Source organism: Corallococcus sp. 4LFB (genome assembly GCF_046520365.1).
GTDB classification, from domain to species: Bacteria; Myxococcota; Myxococcia; order Myxococcales; family Myxococcaceae; genus Corallococcus; species Corallococcus caeni.
In genome coordinates this window covers 1-4,114 of the sequence record NZ_JBKGHJ010000628.1, presented here as the reverse complement: position 1 = coordinate 4,114, position 4,114 = coordinate 1, and the positions used below count along the sequence as shown (strand labels likewise).

The 4,114-nt window shown below is 71.3% G+C and carries 3 protein-coding genes and 1 pseudogene; all 4 read right to left on the bottom strand.

What is annotated here, in order from left to right:
• Positions 1-213 precede the first annotated feature (213 nt).
• Positions 214-510: a hypothetical protein gene (locus tag ACLEQD_RS38375; RefSeq protein ID WP_410390801.1), complete on the bottom strand. Its 297-nt coding sequence runs from the start codon at positions 508-510 to the stop codon at positions 214-216.
• A gap of 4 nt (positions 511-514) precedes the next feature.
• Positions 515-2,032: a DUF4331 domain-containing protein gene (locus ACLEQD_RS38370; RefSeq protein ID WP_410390800.1), complete on the bottom strand. Its 1,518-nt coding sequence runs from the start codon at positions 2,030-2,032 to the stop codon at positions 515-517.
• A 149-nt stretch (positions 2,033-2,181) separates the two neighbouring features.
• On the bottom strand, positions 2,182-3,354 hold the full coding sequence (locus ACLEQD_RS38365) for a HupE/UreJ family protein (protein ID WP_410390799.1): 1,173 nt from the start codon (positions 3,352-3,354) through the stop codon (positions 2,182-2,184).
• Between the two features lie 93 nt (positions 3,355-3,447).
• Positions 3,448-4,114: pseudogene (locus ACLEQD_RS38360) on the bottom strand (hypothetical protein); the annotation flags it as partial.

Here is a 4,114-nt window from a genome sequence, read left to right as displayed (position 1 = left end):
GGGGCCTTGGCAGGGTCGCGGGGCGGCGGAGGGGGTGGCGCGGGGGCCGTGGTGCGGACGGTCATGGTGGAAGATTCCAGTAAAAGTGGGCAGCTGTTGCTTTCGCGATTATCGCCCGGGCTGGCCCGGAAGTTGTGTGCCGGGCGTGAGACGCAACCGCCCCGACGTCCGGTGGTGACACCGGGCCTCGGGGCGGGGACTTCGTCCGGCGAACTACTGGAAGAAGGCGGGCGGGAACGCGTCCGCGGGCTCGGAGTCGACCAGGTTCTTGTCATCGAGCGTCACGGGGCTGCCCGTGTCGTTGGTCTGGTTCTCGATGAGGTCCTTCACGAACGCGGTGAACTCGGTGCCCGTGGGGCCGGCGTCCGGGGTGCCGGAGTCCGGCGTGCCGGCGTCCGGTTTGGTGGTGCCGCCGTCCGGCGTCGGCTCAACGTCGTCGTCGCTGCACCCGCTGAAGCCCGCGGCGGCGCCCAGCGCGAGGAGGCAGGCCAGTGCTCTCAGGTTGCGCATGGCATCACGTCCCGTCGCCAGCGCCCGCGTTGGGGGCCTTCAGGTAGGGGAACACGGCGTCGAACTGCGAGGCGTCCTGCAGCACGGCGTCGTGGAACGGGATGTTGCGCGAGGGGGCCTGGGTGTCGTTCTCGAACAGGTAGCCCATGGCCACGCGCAGCTCGATGTCCACCACGTCGTCGCCGGGGCGGCGGCCGTTGGGGAAGCCCGCCGGGTCACAGCCCTTGAGCGTCGTGTCCAGCTTGCCGTTCAAGAAGCAGCCCGCGGCGCCCAGGTTGTTCTGGCCCGCCTTGTCCGTGGCCGGCAGCGCCATGTTCAGGCGCTGCATCTCCGCCGTGGAGCCGTTGGCGTTGACGCTGGGGACGCCGGTGAGGAACGCCGTCACCAGGTCCGCGCGCGGGAAGACGGTGGGCGCCTTCGTGCCGAAGAGGGCCTCCAGCAGCGCGGGCAGGGTGGGGTTCGTCACGTAGGTGGCGAACTGGGCGTCGTCCTTGGGCTGGCTCGCGTTGAACTTGTCCTTGTCCGGCAGGCCGATGACGATCTCGTTCACCAGCGGCATGCCCAGGCGGCTGACCTGCTGCCACGCGCCGCCGTCACGCGAGGGCTTCGCGAACGTGGGCGAGGGGTTGAGGGCGCGCGCCTGGCGCACGCTCGCGGTGGTCCACCCGCCGATGACGGTCTGGGTGCCGGCCTGGAGGCAGGCGATGGGGACCTCCAGGGCCAGGGTGGTGATGTTGTTCTTCGCCAGCGGGTTGGCCACCGCGTCGCGCTTTGTGGCGTCCGTGATGACGGTCGGATCCGCGTTCACCAGGTCGAAGATGGGGCCCAGGTTGACCGCGAAGGGCTCCTTGCGCTGGCCGACGAACACCTTGCCCGGCGTGGCGCAGTCCGGGATGTTCACCGAGTACACGTGCTCGCGCGCATAGGCCTCGTACGCGGCCGCGTTGCCCAGCGACTTGGTGCCGATGTAGTCCGTGGGCTTGCGGAAGGTGGCCGAGCCGCCCACCGCGTTGGTCACGTCCTTGACCGTGCCGGTGCGGCGGTTGCCGCGGACGACCTTGAGGGTGAAGGACTCCTGCACGTTCAGGTTCGCCTGGTTCGCCGTGGTGATGGGCCCCACGTTGAAGAGCGGCACCGGGACGCTCTTGGCCTGGTCCCCGGTGCCGATGGTCAGCGCCGCGCCGTTGTTGGCGTTGGCCAGCGTGTTGGTGAAGCGGAACTGGAAGGTGAGGTCCTCCTGCGCGTTCCCGTCGTTGTCGACGTGGATCTCGTAGAGGGCTTCCGGATCCATCGTGAAGTAGTTCGGGCCGCCGTACGGCTCCTGGAACGGGAGGTAGTCAGCGATGAACGTCACGAAGTCCGCGCGTCCCGCCTCGTAGCTGCGGAACATGTAGAAGTCGGTCGCGTCGACCTTGGGGGACTTCGTGATGAAGGGGGCTTCACGGTGACTCGACGCCAGGGCGCCGGTGGCGCCCAGCGTGGTCGCGACGGTGAAGACCGCCGCGAGCTTCTTCGCTCTCATGTGTTGCTCCTCGGATGTGATGGGTACGGGATGAGGCTCACCCGGGTGTCGTGCGAGCGCGCGACCTGCGTCCGGGTACAGCCAATACGCCGCGTGGTTTCGCGCGGATTTTCAGGCCGGACGAAACCCTGCCCCGAGGGGCAGGTGCGTCACGTGAAGGACAGTGCCACGCCGAACGCGCGCTCCCAGAGCCAGGCGCACGCCAGCAGCGCGATGACCGCGGAGCCGCCCACGAGCAACGCATGGCGATACACGCGCGTGTCACGCAGCAGGAACGCCACGGGCAGGAACACGGCGACGCACGCGAGCTGTCCCAGCTCCACGCCCACGTTGAACCCGAGCAGCGTCACCGCGAGGCTGCCCGCGGGGAGCTCCAGGTCCGCGAGCACGGACGCGAAGCCGAAGCCGTGCAGGAGCCCCAGCGCGAACGCCGCCAGCCACCGGGTGCGGTCCATCAGGGGGAAGACGTTGTTGAGCGCGGCGACGATGACGCTCGCCGCGATGGCGGACTCCACCAGCCGCGAGGGCAGGGCCACCCAGCCCAGCGACGCGGCGCTCAACGTGAGCGAGTGCGCGAGCGTGAAGGCGGACACCACCTTCACCACGTCCTTCATCGCGGAGCCGAAGTCCCCCACCGGCACCCAGCGGCCCGAGCCCCGGTCGCGCCGCAGGACGGACGGCAGGAGCAGCGCCAGCAGGAAGAGCAGGTGATCCACGCCCGCCCAGATGTGCTCGATGCCGGAGCGGACCATCTGCCCGAAGCGCCGCCACGGCGACAGCCCCTCCAGGGACACCCGCGCGGTGTGGCGCGTGGCGGAGAGGACCCAAGGCTCGCCGGCGCCGTCGCTGCCCACGCGCACGATGCCCCGGTGCTGCGGGTCGCGGTCGAAGAGCAGCGTGTAGTCCACCTCCAGTACGCGGGGCGTGGCCGGGCACGCGGCGGCGAAGTCCACGACGGCATAGGCCCCGTCCGAGTGACGCACCACGCGCAGCGCGGAGGCCGGGGTCAGCGGGCACGGAGCGTTCCCGGCTGACAGCTTCAAGCGGGCGAGGGCATAGCCCGCGACGTCTGCTTGTCGAGCGCGCAGCTCGCTCCAGGTGATGGAGCCGTCGCCATCCGCGTCGAGGACGAGCACCTCCTCCAGGTCGCGCAGGGCCACGTCCCAGCGGCCGGTGAAGCCATCACCCGCGCGGTCCAGGTGCAGGTAGCTGTCGCTCGGCTTGTGGGCCAGCGCCACGAGGGGGAGCAGAAAAGCCACCAGGCCCAGGGCCTTCAAGGGAAAGGCCTTTCGCACGCGCTCGGCGAGCGCCAGGGGAGCCACGGGACCATCAGGGCTGGGGCCTTCACGGGAAGGCCTTTCGCACGCGCTCCGCGAGCGCCACGGGGAGCCACGGGACCGTCAGGGCCAGGGCCTTCACGGGAGGGCCTTTCGCACGCGCTCGGCGAGCGCCAGGGGGCCCGGGTCGTCCGCGCCGCTGGCCTCCAGGAACCGCAGGACGGGGGCCGCATCGGCGGGCGTGCCATGGGCGAGCGCGGCCTCCAGGAGGATGCGCGCGTCCCACGGCTCGTGCTGCACCTCCCAGTTCGCCCGGGCCAGCCTGAGCGCCTTCGCGGCGTCCTTCTCGACGTGGAGCGCGAAGCGGGCCTCCTCGCGCGCATGCAGCGAGTCCCCGCGCAGGTGGCTGGCCGCGTGACGCGAGGCCAGCTCGGCCGCGAGCGCCGGAGCGTCCGGTGTCCCCAGGGCCACCTCCGCGAGCACGCGGCGCAGGAGCTGGTTGTCGTCCTGGCCGTGGTCCTTCGTCAGCGCGATGACGTCGCGCGGACGGCCCAGGTCCAGCAGCAGGTCCGCGGAGGCGGCGCGCGTGTAGGCATCCGACGGGTCCATCGCGAGCACCCGGGCGAAGAGCTTCGTGGCGCGCTCGGTGTCCCCCGCGCGCGCGGCTGCTTCCGCGAGCGTGGAGAGCGCCCAGGCCTGCTCCTCCGCCCCGTGGGTGCCCCGCGCCAGCGCGGCGGAGAGCCGCGCGTACGCGTCCCTGGAGCGGCCCGCGAGGCTCATCACCTGCGCCTGACACACGGCGCCG